A 21,206-nucleotide genomic window follows, 5' to 3' on the forward strand; every position below is an offset into this window, starting at 1 on the left:
GTTTCATGGGTTAAATCGATAGCTCGCTTTATGGGCAGAATCGGCGGCGATGACCTGGCGTGAAGAATTTGAAGGCACCTTCTCCCGCAGTTTGAGGGCAGTGCGCGACAATGTGCTCACGCCGCAGGCAGCGAGCGCGCCGTCCGACGAGCGCGTGGCGGAGCTTGCGAAAAGCAGGGCGCCCGTCATCTGGCTCATCGGCAAGGTCCAATCCGGCAAGACATCTATCGTGCGCGCGCTAACGGGCGTCACGGCGGCGGAGGTTGGGCAAGGCTACAAGCCATGCACGCGGACCGCGCAGATCTTCGATTTCCCGTCCGACGCGCCCGTGATCCGCTTTCTCGACACGCGCGGCCTCGGCGAGGCGGGTTACGATCCGGCAGAAGACATCGCCGTGCATGAAAGCCAGGCGCATCTGATCCTCGCGGTCATGAAGGCGCTCGATCCGCAACAGGACGCGGTGTTGAATGCTGTGAAGGCGGCGCGCGCGCGGCACCCCGGCTGGCCGGTCGTTGTGGCACAGACCACGCTGCACGATGCCTACAAAACGGGCGAAGGCCATCCCGCCGCCTATCCCTACGGCGAGCCGGGCGCGGCGCTCGAAGTCATCGGCCCCGTACCGCCGGACCTCGCCAGAAGCCTCGCCCACCAGCGCGCACTGTTTGCCGATTTGCCCGGCGATGGCCTCCTGCTGTTCGTACCCATCGATTTCACCCAACCCGACGACGGCTTCGAGCCGGTGAATTACGGCCTACCCCAGCTACTCGCCGCGCTCGAAAAGGCCGCGCCCGCCGGCATTGTCGCCGCCTTGAAGGACGGCAGCACAAGGGCCGGAGACTCGTTCTCGAACGAAGCGCATCCGCATATTGTCGGCTATTCCAGCGCCGCCGCCGCTGCCGACGTGGTCCCGCTGGCAGGCGCGGTCGCGGTGCCCGCCGTGCAGGCGAAGATGCTGCACAGCCTCGCCCGGATCTACGGCGTGGAATGGAACCGTCGCACATTGTCTGAATTCGGCGCATGCCTCGGCGCCGGCGTGGTGACGCGCATGGCCGCAGCGTTTGGCGCGCGCCAGCTTGCGAAGCTCATCCCGGTCTACGGGCAGACGGCGGGGGCTGCTGCTGCTGCTGCTACGAGCTTCGCCACCACCTTCGCCATCGGCAAGGCTGCGTGCTATTTCCTTGCACGCCAGCGTTTGGGACAGAGCGACCCGAAAGGCGTGGCCGAAGCCTACGCCGCTGCGCTGTCGGAGGCATTCCGGTTTCGAAAGAAGGCGGAAGCCGACAGCAAGCCCGAAGGCGCGCCTGCATGAGCGGCCGCAAGGACAATCTGATATGGCTTCGCTTCGCGCTGGTCGCGCTGTGCTTCGTGCTCCCCTCGCTGACGCTGATCCCGCTTGGCGGCCTGTGGCTGTGGGAAAAGGGCTACGCGCTCTACTGGGTCGCGGGCGCATTCGCCTTCGTCGGCCTCGCCTTCCTGTTCCAGCTCGCCATGTTCCGCCGCCTCGACATCCCGCTCCGAGCGCCGCGCGACGTAGAGCTTCCCGAGGACGCCGCCGCCGATACCTGGACCCCGCGCGAAAATCAGGCGTGGGATGCAGTGCTCGAAGTGGCCGACACGGTAAAGGTGGACGACCTGACAAGTTGGGCGGCGTTCTGGGCGCTCGGAAAGCGCACCATCGACGCCGCCGCCCGGAAGCTTCACCCGGAACAGGAAAATCCGCTTTGGGAGTTCACCGCGCCCGAGGCGCTGACGATCATCGAGCAGGTCGCCGTGCGCCTCAAACCCGTCGTCGCCGACAACATCCCGCTCGGCGACAAGCTCACCATCGGTCAAGTGATCCGAATCTATGAGTATCGCTCGCTGATCGACGTGGCGCAGAAGGGCTACGACATCTGGCGCATCATTCGCATGTTGAACCCGGCAGCGGCGGTCACGCAGGAGCTGCGCGAGCGCATGTCGAACCAGATGTATCGCTGGGGGCGAGAGGAACTCGCCAAGCGTCTCGCGCGGGCCTACGTGAAAGAGGTCGGCCGCGCCGCCATCGACCTCTACGGCGGGCGCCTGCGCGTCGAGCCGGAAGACCTTCAGGCGCATGTGACGGAAGCCACGGAGCGCGACCGCCGCGCCGCATCGAAAGTAGAGGCCGAGCCGTTGCGTCTTCTCATCGGCGGTCAGGTGAATGCGGGCAAGTCGAGCCTCGTGAATGCGCTTCTCGCCGAAATCCGCGCCGGGTCCGACGTGCTTCCGCTGACGAACGGCTTCACGGCTTACGAACTGAAGCGCGAGGGCGTGCCGCAGGCGCTGCTGCTCGACAGCCCCGGCCTCGACAGCCCGGACCAGCCGTTGCAGGCGCTTGTGGAGGAAGCGGCGAACGCGGATCTCATCCTGTGGGTCGCGAGCGCCGTGCGGCCGGATCGCGACCTCGACGCCCGCGCGCTCGAAGCCATCCGCGCGCATTTCGCCGAGCGGCCGAACCGTCGCCGCCCGCCCATGCTGTTCGTGCTGAGCCATGTGGATCGGCTGCGGCCCGCGCGGGAATGGTCGCCGCCCTACGATCTCGACGACGCGTCGAACGCGAAGGCGGCCTCGATCCGGGGCGCGGTCGAAGCGGCGGATGCGGACCTGGGGTTCGCTGCCGAGGACACAATCCCGGCCTGTCTCGACACGGGCGTGGGCCTCTATAATGTCGATGCGATCTGGGCTGCGATCACGGAGAAGATGCCCGAGGCGCAGCGCGCGCAACTCGTGCGCACGCTTCAGGACATCGACAAGGGCTTCGACTGGCGGAAACTCCGCACGCAGGCTGCGAACGCGGGCCGCATCATAGCGAAGGCCGTGTTTTCCGGCGGCGAGCGGCGTCCGTAGCGATCCGCGCCCGCTAGCGGGAAAGACGCTCCCCCCGCCGCTATTCGAGCATGCCGAGGGCGTGCATATACGTCGCGAGGATGGCTTCCTCGGTTTGCCGCTCGGACGCGTCCTTCTTGCGGAGCGAAATGATCTTCCGCAGCGCTTTGGTGTCGAAGCCGTTCGCCTTGGCCTCGGCGTAGATGTCCTTGATGTCGCCCGCGAGCGCAGCCTTCTCCTCTTCGAGCCGCTCGATGCGCTCGACGACCGTGCGGAGCTGCTCCTTCGCCGACTTGTCGATGCTGCCGCCGCTGGCGCCGATATCCGCTCCGCCGTCGAACCCTGATGCGTCGTCCACGCCGCTCTCCTGTTCCCCCGCCGCAAGCCTGGCTCACGGCGAAAATCACGCTGTTTCAAGGCTCAGCGCACCCCGCGCGCCCCAAGCCTGATTTGAGGCGCGAGACTATAGCGGCGCGATTGCGCATTCAACGTGGCAGCGCAGGCCGTCCACCTTTCGGTTGCGGCTGTGGACACGGGCGAGGTGAGGGTTGCATCGGCCGCGACTCAGCCAGCGTATCGGCTGACGCTGGCCCAACAATCAGCACGAGGCGTTACGGTCCGCCGCGACCGCCGACCGCGCCGAAAATCTGGCCCGTCGAATAACTCGGCTCGCCTGACGCCAGCAGCACGTAGAGCGAAGCGAGTTCGCCCGGCTGCCCAGGTCGCCCCATCGGCGTGTTCGCCCCGAATTCCGGGAGGTCTTCGCGAAACTGCCCGCCTGTGACCTGTAGCGGCGTCCACACCGGCCCCGGCGCAACGCCGTTTACGCGGATGCCACGCGGCGCAAGTTGCTTCGCCAAGCCCTTCGTGAAAATCATGATCGCGCCTTTTGTCGTCGCATAATCCAGGATGTGCGGCGAGGGATCGTAGGCGTTGACCGACGTCGTATTGATGATGGACGAGCCGGGCTTCATGTGCGCCAGCGCGGCCTTCGTGATCCAGAACATGGCGTAGACGTTGGTCTTGAACGTCTCGTCGAACTCCGCCGTGGTGAGGTCTTCAAGGCTATCCCTCGCAAACTGACGCGCGGCGTTGTTCACCAAGATGTCGAGACCGCCGAGCTTCTCCGTCGCCTCGCTTACGAGCCGCTCGCAAAAGGCCTCGTCCTTGATGTCGCCGGGGATCAGGACAGCCTTGCGGCCCGCCTCGCGAATCAGATCGGCCACATCGCGCGCGTCCGGCTCTTCATAAGGGAGATAGTTGATGGCGACGTCGGCACCCTCGCGGGCGAATGCGATGGCGGCGGCCCGCCCGATCCCGGAGTCGCCGCCGGTCACGAGCGCCTTGCGGCCGGAGAGCCTCCCTGAGCCGCGATAGGATTTCTCGCCGCAATCAGGCACCGGGGTCATGTCGCGGTTGAGGCCGGGCCAGGGCTGCTGCTGCTTCTCGAAAGGCGGCTTGGGGTGCAGACCCACCGGATCGACAAGGCCGCGAGGCTGCGATCCGCCGCCCGCCTGTGCCTGCGGCTGCTGCGTTTTCTGCGCGAACGTCGGTCCGGCGACGGCGGCGGCCAGTCCGCTCGCAACGCCCCCAACCACGGCCCGGCGTGACGTATCTTTCAACGGCATGAGTGCTCCTTCTCCGAATGACAGGGTTTCGAAGAGAACACACGGAACCGCGATTTGATTGCTCGCGCCGGTTGTAAATGGAAGCCGCGTCGCTGGCTATTCCTCGCCGCTGGCAGTTTCCACATCGCCTTTTTCCACGCGCTCCATCACGCGGTCAGCTTCTTCGTCCGAGCGCGATTCATAATATTCGAGGCGTGAGAGCGGCTCCGCATGCGCTGGATCGGCGAGGATCGCGGCGAGGCTGTCGGCGAGGATCGCGGCCCATTCGAGCTGCCCGGCCTCCTCGCGGATGAGATCCTGTCGCACCTCCACGAGCACATTCGGCAGGCCGCGCAGCGTCGCATGGCGGAAGATCGTGTCGTTGCGCAGGAACCCGGAATAAGGCTCGTTGTCGCCGATTTCGAAGCCCGTGCGCTCGCGAAGCTGTTTCAGCGTGGGGACGGGCAGGCGCGGGTCTTTATCCCACAAGACGGCCGCTTGCCATTTGCGCGGAACCCCACGCCAGACATTCGTGAAGCTGTGCATCGAGAAGATGACAGGGATCTGCCCCCGCGCCAGCATGGCGTCGATCTCGGCGGCGACGGCGGCATGGTAGGGCCGGAAGAAGGCCGCGATGCGCCGCTCCATCTCGGCATCATCGACATGCGTATTGCCGGGAACGACCGCGCCATCGGAAATGCGCATGATGAGCGTCGGATCGTCCTCGCCGCGATTGGGATCGATGAGCAGGCGCGAAAAGCGCGACGAAACGACGGTCGCGCGAAGGCGACGGCCGATCTCGCGCGCGATCCCGAGCGCGCCGATGTCATAGGCGATGTGCCGGTTGAGTTGCACGTCGTCGAGGCCGAGCTTGCCATATTCGGGCGGCATCAGGTTCGTCGCGTGATCGCACAGGACGAGCAACCGCGTGTCCGGATCGCCAGGCGAGACTTCGAAGCTTTTCCAGCTCTCGCTGCTGGGTGCCGGTTTGCGGCTGGAGGACGTTTCTATGGATGGAGGCTGGTATAACATGCCGCTCAATATTGTGAGGGCCGGACGATTTTGCTCGCCCGGCGGCGAAACTTGCGTGTTGTGGGCTTCTTGCTGTGGCCAATAAACCACTTTCGTGACGGTGAGTTCAAGCCCGTTGCCCTATCGGCTCGCCGAACCGGCAGCGCGGCGCGCGATCAGAGCTTTGCATTCGCGCGCAGAAGGCTTGCGAAAGCGCCGTAACCGCAGCATGGTCGGCGCATGCTGCATATCAATGAACTATCATACCGCATCGAGGGACGGCCGCTGTTCGAGAACGCCACAGCGGCGATCCCGGAAGGCCACAAGGTTGGTCTGGTCGGCCGCAACGGCACCGGCAAGACGACGCTTCTCCGCCTGATCGCCGGCGAGATCGCGCCCGATGGCGGCACCATCGGCTTGCCCAGGAACGCGCGCCTCGCCCATGTCTCGCAGGAAGCGCCGGGCGGCCCCGAGACGCTGCTCGACACCGTGCTCGCAGCACATACGGAGCTTGCGGCCCTGACCGCCGAGGCCGAGACAGCGCACGATCCGCACCGCATCAGCGAGATACACACGCGCCTTGCGGACCTCGACGCGCATTCCGCGCCGTCACGCGCCGCCCGCATCCTTTCGGGCCTCGGCTTCGACGAGGCGGCGCAGCAGCGGTCGTGCAGCGAATTTTCGGGCGGATGGCGCATGCGCGTGGCGCTGGCGGGCGCGTTGTTTGCCGCACCCGACATCCTTCTTCTCGACGAGCCGACAAACTATCTCGACCTCGAAGGCGTGCTCTGGCTCGAAGACTTCATCGCGAGCTACCCTTATACTGTGCTGATCGTCAGCCACGACCGCGATTTGCTGAACAACGCGGTCGACAGCATCCTTCATCTGACGGAAAAGCGCCTCTCGCTCTATTCCGGCGGCTACGACCGCTTCGAGGAAACGCGCCGCGAGCAGCAGCGCCTGCAACTGAAGTTGAAGAAAAGTCAGGACGATCAGCGCCGCCACATGGAGGCGTTCGTAGAACGTTTCCGCGCGAAGGCCACGAAGGCGAAACAGGCGCAAAGCCGTCTCAAGGCGCTGGCGAAGTTGCAGCCCATCGCCGCCGAGGTCGACTCGCAGGTGGTGCCGTTCCGCTTCCCGTCGCCGGAGCGACCGCTCGGCAATCCGCTCATCCGCATCGAGAGCGCGAGCGTCGGCTACGATCCCGAACGGCCCATTCTGCGCGGCGTCACGCTTCGCCTTGACGCGGACGACCGCGTGGGGCTGCTCGGCGCGAACGGCAACGGCAAGTCCACGCTCGCGAAGCTGCTTTGCGGGAAGCTCGCGCCCATGGACGGCCAGCGCCGCGCCTCGAACAAGCTCGACTACGGCTATTTCGCGCAGCATCAGCTCGACGAGCTTCGCCCCAAGCTTTCGGCCTACGATCACATCGCCGAACTCATGCCGGACGCGACCGAATCTCAGAAGCGCGCGAAGGTGGCATCCATCGGCTTCGGCTCGGACAAGGCCGATACGGCGTCGGAGAAGCTGTCCGGCGGCGAGAAGGCGCGGCTTCTGTTCGCGCTCGCCACGTTCCACGCGCCGCATCTCCTCATTCTCGACGAGCCGACGAACCATCTCGACGTCGACAGCCGCGAGGAGTTGATCCACGCGCTGAACGATTATGAAGGCGCGGTGATTCTCATCAGCCATGACCGGCATTTGCTGGAAGCGACGGTGGATCGCCTGTGGGTTGTCCGCAACGGCACGGTGGCGCCCTATGACGGCGACCTCGAAAGCTACCGCGCGGAAAGCCTTGCGGCGGCGAGGCAGGCCGCGAAGACCGGCTCGGGCTCCGGTGGCGACCGCCCTGCGGAAGCGAAGAAAAGCCGCGAGGAGGAGCGCCGCCAGACCGCGCAGCGTCGCGCCGAACTCGCGCCGCTCAAGAAGCAGATGACCGATCTCGAAAAGCGGGTTCACGATCTTCAGAAGAAAATGGCGACCATCGACGCGCGCCTCGCCGATCACACGCTTTATGAGCGGGAGCCGGACAAGGCGCGCGCGCTGACGCTCGACCGCGCGGCGTTGCTGAAGGATCTCAAGACCGCCGAGGATGCTTGGTTCGAGGCGTCGCTCGCCTATGAAGAGGCGGCTGTCGACGTTTGACGGCGGGCGCTGCCGATCCGACGCGGCCACTCTTTCCCCCAGCCCTGCCGATTCGCTCCCTTCCGACGCCGCCGCGAGCGTGGCACGGCCCTTGCTGTTCTTTTTAAAATCGACGCCCGCCTTGCGCCGGCGAATGCCTTTTGTCGGCTTTTTGTCGTGAAGGCCACGACGTAGATGTCGGCAGCTTTCCCAACTTAGAATTATTATAATTTCGTTTCTTCTGTCTCTAAGCTCAGTCTTGCTTCGCCGTGTTCGGAGTATTGGTCCTTTAGAATGATTATAAGTGCTGATTTTTATTGCGAAGCAAGGAGCGCTTGCGTATTTAATCGATGTAGGCAAGTCAAATGTAGATAATCGGCGCGATGATCATCTGTTCCTGCAATGTGTTGAGTGATGAGGCGGTTCGGTCGGCGATGTCGAGCCCGAACCCGCCGCGCACGCCATGCCAGGTGCACCGGCATTTCGGCTGCACCGCGAAGTGCGGCCGCTGCACCCGGTCTCTGCGCGACGCCATGGATGACGGCAGAGCTGAGCAGCCGATGGAGCAAATGCCGGTCGCCAAGGTCGCCTGACCGGGCTTCGGTCGCCTGCTGGCCGTTTCCGACACTCCCTCAGTTTTCTTATTTTACCCGGACGGGAATCGCCTCGCTCCTCGGGCCAAGCCCGTTGCGATCAGTTCGGATCTGTGAACCGTTTGCAGATCGGCTGCGTGCAATCTCATCGGAGCGGGCTCTAGGCATTTGCACTGGCGATGAAATTTCTGTGAGCTGTTTAGAATTACTCCATTTCCAGCATTGATTTTGAAAGAGCCCATCCGAGATTCTCCTCCATGATCGCGTTGCGATTCTCACCGCAGCCAGCCTGCCTCACCACTCGGAGAACAGAATGAAGGGCGACCCCAAAGTCATCGAATATCTGAACGCGGGACTCAGATCCGAACTGACTGCCATCAATCAGTACTGGCTGCATTACCGCATGCTCGACAATTGGGGCTTCCTCTCCCTTGCGAAGTACTGGCGCAAGGAATCGATCGAAGAGATGGAGCACGCTGACAAGCTTACCGCGCGCATCCTTTTCCTCGATGGCTTCCCGAACCTTCAGGTGCTCGACCCGCTCCGCATTGGCCAGACCGTGAAGGAAATACTTGAGGCCGACCTCGCCTCGGAGATCGGCGCGCGTGCGCTTTATCAGGAAGCCGCGACCTATTCGCATTCGGTGCAGGATTACGTCTCGCGCGATCTGTTCGAGAAGCTGATGCACGACGAGGAGGAGCACATCGACTTCCTCGAAACGCAGCTCGGCCTCGTGGACAAGCTCGGGCTTGAGCTTTACTCGCAGTACCACATCGGTGGCCTCGACAAGGAAGGCATCGACTGACGATATTCCGCCGGGTCGAGGGAACGCCTTCGACCCGGTATGTTCGGCAAAGGCGCCTGACGCGCGGCGCTACTTCTTCTGCGAGTACCGCACGATGAGCTTCGGCGTCGCCTGCGCGGTCGAGTCCCTCGTCAGGGTCACAAACTCCTGCTTTTCGGCGTCGAACGTGTCCACCGTCCCGCTGTCGATATTATAGACCCAGCCGTGCAGGCTGAGCTGTCCCGCCGCGAGCTTCGCCGCGACCGCAGGATGCGTCGCCAGATTGCGGAGCTGACACAGCACGTTCTCATGCACGAGCGCATTCAAACGCCTCTTTTCGTCCTCCTCCGGCGAGAAGCGCGCCTCCACGATCTGCTTCGCCGCGGCCGCGTGTTTGATCCAGGCGCCCACAGCAGGCATCTTGTCGAGCTTGTCATCGCGGAGGATGGCTTTCATCGCGCCGCAGTCCGAATGGCCGCACACGATGAGGTTCGGAATGCCGAGCCCCTGAACCGCATATTCGATGCTGGCAGACACTCCGCCAGACGCGGGACCATAGGACGGGATGATGTTGCCCGCGTTGCGGATCACGAAAATATCGCCCGGGTCGCATTGGGTGAGCAACTCGGGCACGACGCGGCTGTCGGAGCAGGCGATGAACACGGCGAAGGGCTTCTGGCGTTCGCCGAGTTCGCTGAACAGTTCCTGTCGCTTGCCGTGGATTTCTGTCTGAAAACGCAGAACGCCGTCAATGATTCTGTGCATGGAAGATGTACGGCTCCGGTTATAAGGTCCGGCAATTTAACACCGTTAGGACCGGCATGCGAGCGGCGTGCTGTCTCGCCGTCGAGACGAGCGATGAAACGCGCCCGGCCGCCTCCTTCGATCAAATAAACATGATATTGTCCAGATCGCGCGCTACGCAGGCTTTGCCGGTGGGGGGTCAAGCGTTCGTTAACCACGATTTGACATAATCGGCATTGTTCCGGGGGCCGATGTCATGTGGCGTACTCTTGGTTTGTTCGTGTTTTTCGCGAGCCTTGGCGGATGCGCCGCAACGGGCGCGCTGCCTTCAATGTCAGGATTTGGCGGCGGCCTTTCCGATACGGAGCCGCCCAAAACCGCGATGGCTGCGGAGCCGGTCGCGGCGTCTACCGCCTCAAGCTCGGGGTCGTCTTCCGGGATTTCCGGGATATGGTCGAATTTCTCGTCCGCCTTCAGTTCAGGAGACGCGGCGGCGGCATCGAAGTCGCCAATCGGGGAGCAGCCGGACGTTCTCGATCCGAACGAGGCGCTGCGCCTCGTGAACGACTACCGCGCGTCGCAGGGGCTGCCCTCGCTCTCGCTGGAGCCGCACGCGACCGAAGCCGCCTATATCCTCGCGAAAAACATGGCGAAGACCGACAAGATGTCCCACGTCGGGCCCGGCGGTGCGGATGTCGGCAAGCGCCTGACGCTGGCGGGCTATCGATACCGCGTCGCGGCCGAGAACATCGGCGCTGGCCAGGCATCGGTCGCTCAGATCATCGACGGCTGGAAGCATAGCCCGCCGCACAGCCGCAACCTGCTATTGGCCGACGCGAAACACATGGGCATCGCGTTCGAGTACAAGCCGGACACGAAGTTCAAGAGGTTCTGGGCGCTTGTCGTTGCAGCGCCGTAAATCGACGTCGGCGGCATGCTCGCAAAGTTGACGATGCACGAGGTTCAAATCCCTGATAAAGCTGCGCCGCTCGTGAAAGATTCGCAAGAGCTCGGGTGGTGATGAATATCCAGGGTCAGGTCGCAGCGGAGCCGCAGGGCGTCGCGGCAGCGCCTCAGGGACATACGAAAGCCATGGCTCTTGCGGCCCTTGGCGTCGTGTTCGGCGATATCGGCACGAGTCCGCTTTATACGCTCAAGATCGTGCTCGCCGCGAGCGGCCATCAGGTCGTCGACCGCGCCATGGTGCTGGGGTCGCTGTCGCTCATCATCTGGACGCTTATCATCGTGACGTCGGTGAAGTACATCGCCGTGGCGATGCGCGTGGACAACCACGGCGAAGGCGGCATCATGGCGCTGATGGCGCTCTTGAGCGGCGGTCGCAAGGGGCTCGGCGGCAAACGGCAGAGGCGAACCTTCGTCGTTATTGTCGGCCTCGCGGGCGCTGCCCTCATCTACGGCGACGGCGTCATAACACCCGCAATATCGGTGCTGTCCGCGCTCGAAGGCCTCGCCATCAAGGCGCATAGCTTCGAGCCGTACATTCTGCCCGCAACCATCGTCATTCTTGTGCTGCTGTTCCTTGTTCAGCCGCGCGGCACAGCCACAATCGGCCGCCTTTTCGGGCCGATCATGCTCGTCTGGTTCGTGACACTTGGCCTGCTCGGCATCGGCGGCATCTGGGAAAACCCCGACGTGCTGGCCGCGATCAACCCGGCATACGGCCTCTATTACCTCTTTGAAGGCGGCCTGACGTCGTTCCTGATCCTCGGCGGCGTGTTCCTCTGCGTCACGGGCGCGGAGGCGCTCTATACGGATATGGGCCATTTCGGGCGGCGGCCGATCCAGATGGCGTGGTTCTTCATCGTCTTCCCCTGCCTCGTTCTCAACTATGCCGGTCAGGCTGCGCTCGTGCTGCATGGAACCGCCATCGCCGAGAACACCTTCTACGCGCTGTGCCCGAGGGAACTGCTCATCCCCCTGATCGTCCTCGCGACGATCGCCACCATTGTCGCCAGTCAGGCCGTGATTACCGGCGCTTTCTCCATGACGCGTCAGGCCATCCAGCTCGGGTGGTTGCCGCGCCTCCACATCACGCAGACGTCCGCGCTGGGCTTCGGACAAATTTACATCGGCGTCGTGAACTGGACGATGATGGTCGTCACCATCGGGCTGACGCTCTCGTTCCGCGAGGCTGACAACCTCGCCGCCGCCTATGGCATCGCCGTGTCCGCCACCATGCTGATGGACTCGTTTCTGCTCTACATCGCGATGCGCGAATATCTCGGCTGGGACCCACGGCTCTCCGCGCTGCTGGCGGGCTGCTTCATCATCGTCGACTGCGCCTTCGTCATCGCCAACTCGGCGAAGATGCTGGATGGCGCGTGGGTGCCTCTGCTGCTCGCCGCGATTGTCGCGGGGCTGATGTGGGTCTGGCATTCAGGGCGGCGCGCCGTCATGGCCGTCCTCGTTTCGAGATATCGGCCGATCCACGAGTTTCTTGCCGAACTCAAGGAAACGGGCGTGCCGCGCGTTCCGGGAACGGCAGTTTTCATGACGCGCTCCAGGAAGGGTGTCCCCCCGGTCATGGCGTGGCACGTGAAGCATAATCGCGCGCTGCACGAGCGGGTGGTGGTGGTCCATGTGTCCATCGAGCCCGTGCCGTTCGTGAACCCGGAGCATCGCCTCCACGTGGAGACGGAGGATGACAATTTCTGGCGCGCCATGGTGTATTACGGCTTCATGGAGCGACCGGACATCCCGCCCATCCTCGAACTCGTCAAGGAGCGTGGATACGACATCAACCTCGACGACGTGACCTATTACATCGGACGCGAGACGGTCGTCGCCCGCGAGGATGGCAAAGGGCTGCCGCGCTGGCAGGAAAATATCTTCTCCATCATGGAGCGCAACGCTGCGCAGGTGACGGACTTCTTCCGACTGCCCGTCGACAGGGTGGTGGAGATCGGCCGGCAGGTCGCGATCTGAGTCGATGCCGGGGGCGCAGGCGGCTTTGCGTCGCCGCGCAGGAACCGCGCTGCAAAGAGAGGGCATGCGGATGAAAGCGTTGGTGGTAAGCGACTTCGAACGGACACCGGAATGGACGGATTTTGCGGAGCCCGTGCCCGGCGAAGGCGAGGTGCTTGTGCATGTTACGGCGGCGGGGCTTAGCAATCTCGCGCGCATGCAGGCGAGCGGCAGGCATTATGCGAGCCCAACAGCGGTGCCCTTCGTGGCGGGCATCGACGGTGTTGGCCGGCTCGACGATGGAAGCCGCGTTTATTTCTTCGCGGGCCGCAGGCCGTTCGGCGCATTCGCCTTGCGCAGCATCGCGCCCGCCGAGCTATGCGTTCCAGTTCCCGCCGATGTCAGCGACATCACCGCTGCCTCCATCGCCAACGCCGCGATGTCGTCATGGGCGGCGCTCATACAACGCGCGGCGATCCAGCCCGGCGAGGCGGTGCTCATTAATGGGGCGACAGGTGCATCGGGCAGCCTTGCGGTGAAGATCGCCAGGCATCTCGGCGCGGGCAAGGTGATCGTCACAGGCCGAAATCCCGACGTGCTCGCAAAGCTCACGGCGACGGGCGCGGATGAGGTCATTCCGCTCACCCTCCCGCCGGAGGAGCTTGCCCGCGAGTTTCGGCGCAGCATCGAATCGAACGGGATCGGCATTGTGCTCGATTATCTTTGGGGCGCGTCGTCAGAGGCGATCCTGAAGGCCGTCGAAGCGCTGGGCCGACGCCATGCCGCGCCTGCGATCCGGTTCGTGCAGATTGGCTCGATCAGCGGGCACACGATCACCTTTCCGGCGGCGGTCCTCCGTAGTACAGGGTTGCAGGTTATGGGGAGCGGCCTCGGCAGCGTGTCGGATCGCGAGTTGGTGGCCGACATTGGCGCGGCGTTCAAGGTAGCGACGAAGCTCGGGCTAACCGTCGGTGTAAGTCCGATTCCGATGGCGGAGGGCGCGGCGGCATGGGCGCAAGGCGGCAGCCGTAGCGAGCGCATGGTGTTCACGCTGGACTGAGCCACAGGCCGTCGCACGCCAGAGTTGAATAGAATCGTAAGAAAGGGTAAGCTTTGCCTTGTCTATAGTCTTCGAGACTTTCAGGCGAGGCACACATGATCAAAGCTGTCTTTGCTGCGCTGGCGCTTGTCGCCGCGGCGCTGATCGCACCGGCCGCGGCCGCCCCTGCGGCGCCCGCGACCGTTTCAACGGAAGCCGTCGCTTCCGAGGCGGTCAATGTTTATTATCGCTATTACCGCCACCGCCGCTACTATTACCCGCGATATCGCGTATATCGCAGGCATTACTACTATCCCCGCTATCGCACCTATTATTATCCGCGGTACAGATATCGCTACTATTACCGGCCGCATCGCCACTACTATCGCCGACACTACTGGCGCCGTTGGTAGTCCGTGTCGCCGCACCGGTTTTCGCCAAGCCGCACCGGGCGACTTGAAACACCACCCTTCCGCCAACCGGCGGAAGGGCTTTTCTTGAGGCTCAGGATTTCGCCATCTCGCGCAGAATGTACTTCTGGATCTTGCCGGTGGACGTCTTCGGCAGTTCGTTGAATACCACGTGGCGCGGGCACTTGTACGCCGCGAGATGCTGGCGGCACCACGCGATGATCTCCTCTGCCGTCACGGTCGCGCCCGGCTTCAGCTCGATGAAGGCGCAGGGCGTCTCGCCCCATTTCTCGTCATGCTTCGCGACCACGGAGGCCGCCTGCACGGCCGGATGCTTGAACAGCACGTCCTCGACCTCGATGGACGAGATATTCTCGCCGCCCGATATGATGATGTCCTTCGAGCGGTCCTTCAGCTGGATGTAGCCGTCCGGGTGCATCACGCCGAGGTCGCCCGAGTGGAACCAGCCGCCCGCGAGCGCGTCGTCGGTGGCGTCCTTGTTCTTGAGGTAGCCCTTCATGACGACATTGCCGCGAAACATGACTTCGCCGAGCGTCTCGCCATCGGCGGGCACGTGCTGCATGGTGAGCGGGTCGATCACGCTGAGGTCTTCGAGCGGCACGTAGCGCACGCCCTGCCGCGCCTTCTTCTGCGCCTGTGCGCCGCCGTCGAGCGCGTCCCATTCGCCCTTCCACTCGTTCACCACAGACGGGCCGTAGGTTTCCGTCAGGCCGTAAACATGGGTGACGTTGAAGCCCGCCTCGCGCATTTCGGCAAGCACAGCCTCGGGCGGCGGAGCGGCTGCGGTGAGGAATTGCACCTTTTGCTTCAGCTTGCGCTTCGCATCGGCGGGCGCGTTCAGGATCGTCGACATGACGATGGGCGCGCCGCAAAGATGTGTGATCTCGTTCTCGTAAAGCGAGGCCCAGATCGCGTCGGGGCGCACATAGCGCAGGCACACCTGCGTGCCGCCGACGAGCGGAATCGTCCAGCCGAAGCACCAGCCGTCGCAATGGAACATCGGCAGCGTCCAGAGATAGTTCGGGTGCTTGCCGATCTGGCCCGCGAGCGTATTGCCGAGGCTCGTCAGATACGCGCCGCGATGGTGATAGACGACGCCCTTCGGGTTGCCGGTGGTGCCGGATGTGTAATTGAGCGAGATCGCATCCCATTCGTCGTCGGGCATTTTCCAGGCGAATTCGGGGTCGCCGCCAGCGATGAAGTCTTCATATTCGACGTCCGAGAGGCGCGCGCCGAGCCCCGGAAACTCCGTATCCGCATAGTCGATGATGACGGGCTTGTGCTCCGAGAGCTTCAGCGCCTCGGCGACGACCTTCGCATATTCGGTGTCGGTGATGAGCACCTTCGTTTCGGCATGGTCGAGCATGAACGCAATGTTCGCCGCGTCGAGGCGCGTGTTGATCGAGTGGAGCACCGCGCCCGCCATCGGCACGCCGTACTTCGCATCGAGCATCGCGGGCACGTTCGGCAGCATCACCGATACGGTGTCATTCTTGCCGATGCCGAGCTTCGACAGCGCCGAAGCCAGCCGCCGCGAGCGGTCGTAGAATTCGGCGTACGTATAGGTCTTCGCGCCATGCACCACGGCCGGGTGGTTCGGGTAGACCCGCGCGGCGCGCGCGAGGAAGCCGAGAGGCGTCAGCGGCTGGTGGTTGGCGGGGGTCTTGTCGAGATTTTGCGTGTAGGCGGCGGTCATGGTGGCCCTCGGAGCAGCGCCGTCAGCGCGAGCGGAAGCCAATAAGTCCGGTGCCTCTTCAGGACATCGACCGCAAGCGTTCTGCCCGTGATGACGCTTTCTTCAACATCTTTACGGCTTTTATCGTAATTCGCAGGGTCGAAAAACCGAAACCTTGGCGCATCAGACCAAGGGATACGATCCGCCAGGACGGTTGACCAGCCTCGCGCACACTTGGCCCGTTAAATGTTAGGGATACCGCACTTCCGGCCCGCGAGCGGCAGCCCGGTACAGGCAAGAATGCTCTTGGGCGGCTCCGGCGTAACCGTATTTTCGACGACCTTCTGGCTGTCCGCGGGAATGGCGGCGGGGGCTTGTGCCACCGCAGCGACGGGTGCCCGTGGCGCTTCGGCAGCGCAGGCGGACAGGATGAGCGAAATCGCGACGCAAGAGAACACGCGGGCCATGACATGCCTCCGTGCCAGGATCATTTTTGCGATTCCTCTTTCATCGAAGGCGGCGATTCGCTCAATCGATAAATTGTAAGGAAGTTTTAACGCCGGCCTTTCGGCGCGACGGCTTCAGGCTTCGTCGCCAGCCACGTCTTTCGTTTGCGGATGCTAAAAAAACTGTTAGTCTTCTCTGTTAGTGGGGCGGCAAAACACAATCTGCGAAACAAAACGCAGACGGAGGTTCGTTTGGCCATCGGAGAGCGAGGCGGCGCCATTTTCGGAGAGCAGGATACCGCCGTCTGCGATGAAACGGCCGGAACCGCATTTCCTATTCCAAGCGCCGCTTGCGCCTCCACGGCTTCCCCGCTGTCAGCCATAAAGGTTAATCCGCCGGTCTATCGTCCGGCGAAAGTTTCACGCTCCGACGTGACGGAAGCCCCTTCGTCCGCAATTTACGGCGCGCTCGACCTCGGCACCAACAATTGCCGCCTCCTCGTCGCACGGCCCTCGCGTCGCGGCTTCTTCGTGATCGACGCCTTCTCGCGCATCATCAAGCTCGGCGAAGGGGTCAGCATATCGGGCGTGCTGTCGGAAGAGGCCATCACCCGCACTATCGAAGCGCTCAAAGTGTGCTCCGCCAAGATGACACGGCGCGGCGTGACGCGTTCGCGGCTCGTGGCGACGGAAGCCTGCCGGATCGCGAAGAACGGGCCGGACTTCATCGCCCGCGTGAAGCGTGAGACGGGCCTCTCGCTCGAAATTATCGGCCGGGAGACCGAAGCGCGCCTTGCCGTATCGGGCTGTGCCTCGCTCATCGACAAGCAGAGCGACTATGCGCTCATCTTCGATATCGGCGGCGGCTCGTCGGAATTCGTCTGGCTCAACCTCAAGACCGGGCGGCGCGCGCGGCGCATCTCCATTGAGGATCGTCTCCGCATTCAGGATTGCATCGAGGCGTGGACGTCCCTGCCCTTCGGCGTGGTGACGCTCGCGGAACGCTTCGGGTCGAGCCGTGCCGAGGGCTTCCAGTTCGAGGACATGGTGCGTTTCGTGCAGGCGGAACTTGAACCCTTCAGCCGGGTGAACGGTATCGGCGCGAAGATCGCAAGCGCCGATACGCATCTGCTCGGCACGTCGGGCACGGTGACGACCATCGCGGGCGTCTATCTGGGCCTCGCTGAATACACGCGCGCAAAGGTCGATGGCTGCTGGCTCTCGACCGACAGCATCCGCGACGTGTCGAAACGCATCGCGGCGATGAACTGGGCGGAGCGCGCGGCGCAGCCCTGCATCGGGGCGGAACGGGCGGATCTCATCCTCGCGGGCTGCGCGATCATGGAAGCGATGATCCGCGTCTGGCCGGTGAATTCCCTGCGTGTCGCCGACCGGGGCTTGCGCGAAGGCATCCTCGCAACGCTGATCGCCGAAGACGCCATACGCGAGCGCGGCGTCGGCGAAAAAAATGTCGGCAAACTTCGTCTCGATCCGGCATTATCGGCGCATGACGAAGCGAGAGCAAAATCCGGACCGATCCTTTAAGATCAAGCTGAAGAAGACGCGCGGGCGCACGGCCTCGCAGCGGCAATGGCTTGAGCGGCAGTTGAACGACCCTTATGTCGCCGCGGCGAAGCGTGACGGCTACCGAAGTCGCGCCGCCTACAAGCTCGAAGAGATCGCTGAGAAATACGGGCTTCTGAAGCCCGGCGACATTGTCGTCGACCTTGGAGCCGCACCCGGCGGCTGGAGCCAGGTTGCGGCGAATCGCGTGAAGGCGGCGGATGGGCGCGGCGCGGTCGTCGCGCTCGACTATCTCGATTTCGACGCGATCCCGGGCGTGACTATCCTCCAGCAGGATTTTACCGATCCCGTCGCCGACGGACGTCTGCTCGACATGCTGGCAGGCCGCCGCCCGAACGCGGTCCTGTCCGACATGGCCGCGCCCACGACGGGCCACCGCCAGACCGACCATTTGCGCATCATGGGGCTCGCCGAGGAAGCGCTGGCCTTCGCCGTGCGCGTGATGGCTCCGGGCGGCTTTTTCCTCTCGAAAGTGTTTCAGGGTGGCAGCGAGAAGAGTCTGCTCGACGTGCTGAAGCGCGATTTCGCGACCGTGCGCCACATCAAGCCGAAGGCGAGCCGGGCGGAAAGCCCAGAGCTATACGTGCTGGCGACGGGGTTCCGCGGGAAAGCGCGTGAGCAGGATAGCGCCGAGGAAGAGGAATAGCCCTCAAGCGACACCCGTGCCCAGCGGTGAACAACCTGATTAATTTGAAATGTTCGCCGCCACGCAGGATCGTCGCCCGCGCGCTGGTTGCTTACCCAAGCCCCGATGGATCCAGCGCGTCAGGAACGCCGGTCATGCTTCGATCCAAGTCGGAAAGAGTCGAGGTGAACGGCAAAAGATGACGGCATGGGACATACAAAAACCCCCAGCTTTCACAGGGGGTTTTTAAATGTCTGCTCGCCATGGCGGTCGAAGAAGCCTACGCCGCCACGCTCGCGGATTCCGTCAGAGGCTCGCCCGCGTGGGCCCTGGCAAAGCGGATGCCGTCAAGCGCCAGATAATGCGAGCGGAAAACCTTCCGGTCGAAAATGACGGTCCCATAGAAATAAAGACGCGGAATCGCGTCGGTAAGGCCGTTCGCCGTCGCGTAAGCGTCCCATTCCTTGCCTGCCTTCGCCCATGACGCATCGTCGAAGCCGGGAGCAAACGCAATCGCCGGGCCAGCCTCGCCGCCCGTCGGCGGCTTCAGATAGGCGAACTCGCCCATGCGATCGTCCTGACGCGCGAAATCCTTCCGCGAGAAACTGAGGTTGCGCTTGCTGAAGGTGGACAGAATGACGACCTGCTTGCCGGACCATTTGTAGCGCGGCACCCCGAACAACGAATATTTCGTGTGAGCGGCGAATTCAGCGAACGTGATGGGCGAGTATTTCACGCCATTGTACTCATACGGGTCAACGGGGGTGACTGCCTCATCGGAGGTCTGAGCGATGGCCTCGCCTTGTTCGATCGGTTGTTCTTCGGTCATCTCCACCGCATCTCTCTAACAGTTACCGGGACAGCGTCCTTGCCAGCAGTGCCGCATGACGCAGGTATTCAACCGCAATTTTCTCCGCCACTGTGGCAAAACGGGGACAGATGCGCAAGGCGTCCATGCGCCGCGCTGCGACGAAAGGCTTATCCCCACGGGCCGGGCTTCCAGGGTCGCCCGGCGTCTGGCGATGCGGTCGCGACCGGCGGCAGAAAACGCGGCGGCTGCGCCTCGTCATAGGTTCGATCGGGGGCGAAGCGCCAAAGCGGGATCAGCGCCACGCCCGCCGCAAACCCGCCGATATGCGCCCACCACGCAATGCCGCCGCCCGTATTCGCGTCGCCCGACAGGTCGATGAACCCCTGCGCGAACTGAAAGCCGAACCAAACGAGCGCGAAGAAAAGGGCGGGCACCCTGAAAAACAGCGGAATGACGACGATCAGAATCAGGATCGTGAGGCGCGCGCGCGGGAACGTGGTGGCGTAGCCGCCAAGCACACCCGCGATGGCCCCTGACGCGCCAAGCGTCGGCACGTCCGAAAGCTGGTTGAACCACGCATGCACGTAGCTCGCGGAGACACCGCAAAGGAGGTAGAAGCAAAGAAACTGCCAGCGCCCCACGCGCCCTTCAAGCGACGCGCCGAAGATGAACAGCATCCACATGTTGAGGATGAGGTGCCACCATCCGCCATGCATGAAGGTGCCGGAAATGAAGGGTAGATAATCGGTGCCGGGAAGGCCTGTATAGGCGGCCCAGACCGGATCGAAATACCGGCGCGGAATGAGCGCGTAGTCTATCGCGAAGGCGTGTGCCTCGCTCTGGCTGAGGCTCGACTGGTAAAAGAAGACGAGCGCGTTGACGAGGATCAAGGCGTAGGTGACGACCGGCGCGAACGGGATTCGGATCGAATCTTTGATCGGGAACATGCGGCGTCCTTCCCGTCTTACGACGCAGCGGTGATGCTGTCCTTGAGCGCGCCGAGAACCTCCTCCATGTGATCGAAGATCCAGTAATGACCCGCGCCGACAACGCGAACAGGTCTGCATTGCGGCACAAGCTCACCGAGATGCAACGCGGCCGAAACCGGCACGTTCCGGTCGGCCAGCCCCTGCCAGAGGAGGAACGGCGCCTCGATCGCCTCGAACGGAATGTCCCACCGCTCCGAGAAAATCCTGAACTCCTGCACGACACCGCGAATGCCCGGCCGGATGCCCTCGATCACGCCCGCGAGCACGTTCGCCTTGACCTCCGGCCGCGACAGGATCGGCGCGTCGGCTGGCCCCGCGCGGCGCATCAGCCCGCGAAACATGGCGTCCGGCGCGGCCTTGAACAGCGCGCGGCTCAGCGAAAAGACGCCCGTCATCGCGAGCGTATAGTGTGGCATGGAACGAAAGAAGATCGCCTCGCCGCGCGGCAGATTTGCCGGGCCTTCGGGCGGGCACATCGGACCGACAGGGCTGACGAGCGCGGCGGCCATCACGCGGTCGGGTAGAAGTGCGGCGCACGCAGCGGCATAAGGCCCACCGCCCGAGACGCCCGCCACCGCGAACCGCCCGATGCCTAGGCGATCCGCGAGCGCCGCCACGTCCCCCGGCCAGTCGACGAGCTTCCTCCCCGGCTGGAAGTCCGATGCCCCGAAGCCAGGCCGGTCGGGTGAAATGAGGCGCAGGCCGAGCCTACGCGCGGGCGCGTCAGCCAGCCGATACATGAGGCGCGATCCGGGCGTCCCGTGAAAGACGAAGACGGGCAGCCCCGCGTCGTCGCCATATTCAGACCATGCGAGCTTGCGGCCGCCGGAAAGCGCCAGCGTTCGCGGCTCCCCCGCGAAAACGGCGGCGTTGCTATGCCGGGTGCTGGTTGCAAACGCCATGATGCGCCCCTCCGGTTGAAACATCGCATGCGGATTTAAATATAGAAAAGAACCGCCTCAAGAATGAGGCGG

At 63.6% G+C, this 21,206-nt stretch carries 20 protein-coding genes; 10 read left to right on the forward strand and 10 right to left on the reverse strand.

Annotated features, from left to right (window positions below):
• Positions 1–49: 49 nt before the first annotated feature.
• Both RVAN_RS08285 and RVAN_RS08290 read left to right on the forward strand, forming a co-directional pair.
• On the forward strand, positions 50–1,309 hold the full coding sequence (locus RVAN_RS08285) for a GTPase family protein (RefSeq protein ID WP_013419291.1): 1,260 nt from the start codon (positions 50–52) through the stop codon (positions 1,307–1,309).
• Positions 1,306–2,865, forward strand: a complete 1,560-nt coding sequence (locus RVAN_RS08290; protein WP_013419292.1) for a GTPase family protein — start codon at positions 1,306–1,308, stop codon at positions 2,863–2,865. The genes RVAN_RS08285 and RVAN_RS08290 overlap by 4 nt, the downstream gene beginning before the upstream one ends.
• A gap of 40 nt (positions 2,866–2,905) precedes the next feature.
• Here the strand turns inward: RVAN_RS08290 and RVAN_RS08295 are convergent, their stop codons facing one another.
• From RVAN_RS08295 to RVAN_RS08305, 3 genes are all read right to left on the reverse strand, one after another.
• Positions 2,906–3,166 (reverse strand): DUF2312 domain-containing protein, encoded by a 261-nt coding sequence (locus RVAN_RS08295; protein WP_037236817.1) that lies wholly within the window; start codon positions 3,164–3,166, stop codon positions 2,906–2,908.
• A gap of 289 nt (positions 3,167–3,455) precedes the next feature.
• Positions 3,456–4,472 carry an SDR family oxidoreductase gene (locus RVAN_RS08300; RefSeq protein ID WP_013419294.1) on the reverse strand — a complete coding sequence of 339 codons (1,017 nt, stop codon included), beginning with the start codon at positions 4,470–4,472 and terminating at the stop codon, positions 3,456–3,458.
• Between the two features lie 96 nt (positions 4,473–4,568).
• Positions 4,569–5,483 (reverse strand): N-formylglutamate amidohydrolase, encoded by a 915-nt coding sequence (locus RVAN_RS08305; protein ID WP_013419295.1) that lies wholly within the window; start codon positions 5,481–5,483, stop codon positions 4,569–4,571.
• A 219-nt stretch (positions 5,484–5,702) separates the two neighbouring features.
• On the opposite strand from RVAN_RS08305, the gene RVAN_RS08310 reads away from it, so the two are divergent.
• Positions 5,703–7,607 carry an ABC-F family ATP-binding cassette domain-containing protein gene (locus RVAN_RS08310; protein WP_013419296.1) on the forward strand — a complete coding sequence of 635 codons (1,905 nt, stop codon included), beginning with the start codon at positions 5,703–5,705 and terminating at the stop codon, positions 7,605–7,607.
• 340 nt (positions 7,608–7,947) lie between these two features.
• Here the strand turns inward: RVAN_RS08310 and RVAN_RS21140 are convergent, their stop codons facing one another.
• Positions 7,948–8,214, reverse strand: a complete 267-nt coding sequence (locus RVAN_RS21140; RefSeq protein WP_425337401.1) for a hypothetical protein — start codon at positions 8,212–8,214, stop codon at positions 7,948–7,950.
• Positions 8,215–8,492: 278 nt separating this feature from the next.
• Between RVAN_RS21140 and bfr the strand changes: the two genes are divergently transcribed.
• On the forward strand, positions 8,493–8,984 hold the full coding sequence (gene bfr / locus RVAN_RS08315) for a bacterioferritin (protein WP_013419298.1): 492 nt from the start codon (positions 8,493–8,495) through the stop codon (positions 8,982–8,984).
• A gap of 69 nt (positions 8,985–9,053) precedes the next feature.
• Here bfr and RVAN_RS08320 read toward each other — a convergent pair whose 3' ends face one another.
• Positions 9,054–9,728 (reverse strand): carbonic anhydrase, encoded by a 675-nt coding sequence (locus tag RVAN_RS08320; RefSeq protein WP_013419299.1) that lies wholly within the window; start codon positions 9,726–9,728, stop codon positions 9,054–9,056.
• A gap of 235 nt (positions 9,729–9,963) precedes the next feature.
• On the opposite strand from RVAN_RS08320, the gene RVAN_RS18885 reads away from it, so the two are divergent.
• The 4 genes from RVAN_RS18885 (at position 9,964) to RVAN_RS08340 (ending at position 14,084) form a co-directional block, all read left to right on the forward strand.
• Entirely contained in the window at positions 9,964–10,626 is a 663-nt protein-coding gene (locus RVAN_RS18885; protein WP_013419300.1) for a CAP domain-containing protein, read from the forward strand.
• A gap of 101 nt (positions 10,627–10,727) precedes the next feature.
• On the forward strand, positions 10,728–12,653 hold the full coding sequence (locus RVAN_RS08330) for a potassium transporter Kup (protein ID WP_013419301.1): 1,926 nt from the start codon (positions 10,728–10,730) through the stop codon (positions 12,651–12,653).
• Positions 12,654–12,723: 70 nt separating this feature from the next.
• The gene (locus RVAN_RS08335) at positions 12,724–13,692 is read left to right on the forward strand and encodes a quinone oxidoreductase family protein (RefSeq protein ID WP_013419302.1); all 969 of its coding nucleotides are present in this window, start codon (positions 12,724–12,726) and stop codon (positions 13,690–13,692) included.
• Positions 13,693–13,787: 95 nt separating this feature from the next.
• Complete coding sequence (locus tag RVAN_RS08340) at positions 13,788–14,084, forward strand: hypothetical protein (protein ID WP_013419303.1); 297 nt, start codon at positions 13,788–13,790, stop codon at positions 14,082–14,084.
• 91 nt (positions 14,085–14,175) lie between these two features.
• Here RVAN_RS08340 and RVAN_RS08345 read toward each other — a convergent pair whose 3' ends face one another.
• The gene (locus tag RVAN_RS08345) at positions 14,176–15,798 is read right to left on the reverse strand and encodes an acyl-CoA synthetase (protein ID WP_013419304.1); all 1,623 of its coding nucleotides are present in this window, start codon (positions 15,796–15,798) and stop codon (positions 14,176–14,178) included.
• Between the two features lie 221 nt (positions 15,799–16,019).
• On the reverse strand, positions 16,020–16,244 hold the full coding sequence (locus RVAN_RS08350) for a hypothetical protein (protein WP_013419305.1): 225 nt from the start codon (positions 16,242–16,244) through the stop codon (positions 16,020–16,022).
• Positions 16,245–16,655: 411 nt separating this feature from the next.
• On the opposite strand from RVAN_RS08350, the gene RVAN_RS08355 reads away from it, so the two are divergent.
• Together RVAN_RS08355 and RVAN_RS08360 are read left to right on the forward strand one after the other, a co-directional pair.
• The gene (locus RVAN_RS08355) at positions 16,656–17,768 is read left to right on the forward strand and encodes a Ppx/GppA phosphatase family protein (RefSeq protein WP_169309532.1); all 1,113 of its coding nucleotides are present in this window, start codon (positions 16,656–16,658) and stop codon (positions 17,766–17,768) included.
• The gene (locus tag RVAN_RS08360) at positions 17,731–18,453 is read left to right on the forward strand and encodes an RlmE family RNA methyltransferase (RefSeq protein WP_013419307.1); all 723 of its coding nucleotides are present in this window, start codon (positions 17,731–17,733) and stop codon (positions 18,451–18,453) included. The genes RVAN_RS08355 and RVAN_RS08360 overlap by 38 nt, the downstream gene beginning before the upstream one ends.
• Before the next feature lie 259 nt (positions 18,454–18,712).
• Here RVAN_RS08360 and RVAN_RS08365 read toward each other — a convergent pair whose 3' ends face one another.
• From RVAN_RS08365 to RVAN_RS08375, 3 genes are all read right to left on the reverse strand, one after another.
• Entirely contained in the window at positions 18,713–19,261 is a 549-nt protein-coding gene (locus tag RVAN_RS08365) for a hypothetical protein (protein WP_013419308.1), read from the reverse strand.
• Positions 19,262–19,410: 149 nt separating this feature from the next.
• Positions 19,411–20,190, reverse strand: a complete 780-nt coding sequence (locus RVAN_RS08370) for a rhomboid family intramembrane serine protease (RefSeq protein WP_013419309.1) — start codon at positions 20,188–20,190, stop codon at positions 19,411–19,413.
• A 17-nt stretch (positions 20,191–20,207) separates the two neighbouring features.
• Positions 20,208–21,134 (reverse strand): alpha/beta fold hydrolase, encoded by a 927-nt coding sequence (locus RVAN_RS08375; protein ID WP_013419310.1) that lies wholly within the window; start codon positions 21,132–21,134, stop codon positions 20,208–20,210.
• Positions 21,135–21,206: the final 72 nt, after the last annotated feature.

Source organism: Rhodomicrobium vannielii ATCC 17100, from assembly GCF_000166055.1.
Lineage (GTDB): Bacteria > Pseudomonadota > Alphaproteobacteria > Rhizobiales > Rhodomicrobiaceae > Rhodomicrobium > Rhodomicrobium vannielii.

Excerpts from the sequence above, each read along its gene's own strand:
- RVAN_RS08370 (WP_013419309.1), bottom strand. The coding sequence starts at position 20,190 with ATGTTCCCGATCAAAGATTCGATCCGAATCCCGTTCGCGCCGGTCGTC.
- RVAN_RS08320 (WP_013419299.1), bottom strand. The coding sequence starts at position 9,728 with ATGCACAGAATCATTGACGGCGTTCTGCGTTTTCAGACAGAAATCCAC.
- RVAN_RS08360 (WP_013419307.1), top strand. The coding sequence starts at position 17,731 with ATGACGAAGCGAGAGCAAAATCCGGACCGATCCTTTAAGATCAAGCTG.
- bfr (WP_013419298.1), top strand. The coding sequence starts at position 8,493 with ATGAAGGGCGACCCCAAAGTCATCGAATATCTGAACGCGGGACTCAGA.
- RVAN_RS08350 (WP_013419305.1), bottom strand. The coding sequence starts at position 16,244 with ATGGCCCGCGTGTTCTCTTGCGTCGCGATTTCGCTCATCCTGTCCGCC.
- RVAN_RS08285 (WP_013419291.1), top strand. The coding sequence starts at position 50 with ATGACCTGGCGTGAAGAATTTGAAGGCACCTTCTCCCGCAGTTTGAGG.
- RVAN_RS08340 (WP_013419303.1), top strand. The coding sequence starts at position 13,788 with ATGATCAAAGCTGTCTTTGCTGCGCTGGCGCTTGTCGCCGCGGCGCTG.
- RVAN_RS08345 (WP_013419304.1), bottom strand. The coding sequence starts at position 15,798 with ATGACCGCCGCCTACACGCAAAATCTCGACAAGACCCCCGCCAACCAC.
- RVAN_RS08330 (WP_013419301.1), top strand. The coding sequence starts at position 10,728 with ATGAATATCCAGGGTCAGGTCGCAGCGGAGCCGCAGGGCGTCGCGGCA.
- RVAN_RS08365 (WP_013419308.1), bottom strand. The coding sequence starts at position 19,261 with ATGACCGAAGAACAACCGATCGAACAAGGCGAGGCCATCGCTCAGACC.
- RVAN_RS18885 (WP_013419300.1), top strand. The coding sequence starts at position 9,964 with ATGTGGCGTACTCTTGGTTTGTTCGTGTTTTTCGCGAGCCTTGGCGGA.
- RVAN_RS08305 (WP_013419295.1), bottom strand. The coding sequence starts at position 5,483 with ATGTTATACCAGCCTCCATCCATAGAAACGTCCTCCAGCCGCAAACCG.
- RVAN_RS08375 (WP_013419310.1), bottom strand. The coding sequence starts at position 21,134 with ATGGCGTTTGCAACCAGCACCCGGCATAGCAACGCCGCCGTTTTCGCG.
- RVAN_RS08310 (WP_013419296.1), top strand. The coding sequence starts at position 5,703 with ATGCTGCATATCAATGAACTATCATACCGCATCGAGGGACGGCCGCTG.
- RVAN_RS08335 (WP_013419302.1), top strand. The coding sequence starts at position 12,724 with ATGAAAGCGTTGGTGGTAAGCGACTTCGAACGGACACCGGAATGGACG.
- RVAN_RS08300 (WP_013419294.1), bottom strand. The coding sequence starts at position 4,472 with ATGCCGTTGAAAGATACGTCACGCCGGGCCGTGGTTGGGGGCGTTGCG.
- RVAN_RS08290 (WP_013419292.1), top strand. The coding sequence starts at position 1,306 with ATGAGCGGCCGCAAGGACAATCTGATATGGCTTCGCTTCGCGCTGGTC.